This window comes from Pantoea sp. SIMBA_079 (assembly GCF_046940275.1).
Taxonomy (GTDB): domain Bacteria; phylum Pseudomonadota; class Gammaproteobacteria; order Enterobacterales; family Enterobacteriaceae; genus Pantoea; species Pantoea borealis.
Genome location: NZ_JAWRYR010000534.1, coordinates 1 through 259 on the forward strand (window position 1 = coordinate 1; position 259 = coordinate 259).

1 protein-coding gene is annotated in these 259 nt (G+C 71.0%); it reads right to left on the bottom strand.

The genetic code is table 11. From position 1 onward, the window contains the following. On the bottom strand, positions 1–259 hold a 259-nt coding region (locus SB719_RS21095; protein ID WP_412159875.1), incomplete at both ends, for a hypothetical protein.

A 259-nucleotide genomic window follows, 5' to 3' on the forward strand; every position in this document is an offset into this window, starting at 1 on the left:
GTTGCGCCTCGACGTACGGCTCCAGCCCCAGCAGGCCCTGCTTGCGCGAGACGTTGCTCCACTCCAGCAGCTGCGCGACCAGCGCGCCGCGGTCGCCGACCGGTGGCTTGATCGTCCACTTGACGATGCGCATCGCGCGCTTGAACACGTCGGGCGGCGTGTGCAGCAGGATCGCCGCGACCGTGCCGACGATGACGATGACGAACGCCGCCGGGGACCACAGTGCCGCGAGACCGGCGCCCTTGAGCACGCTCCCGCC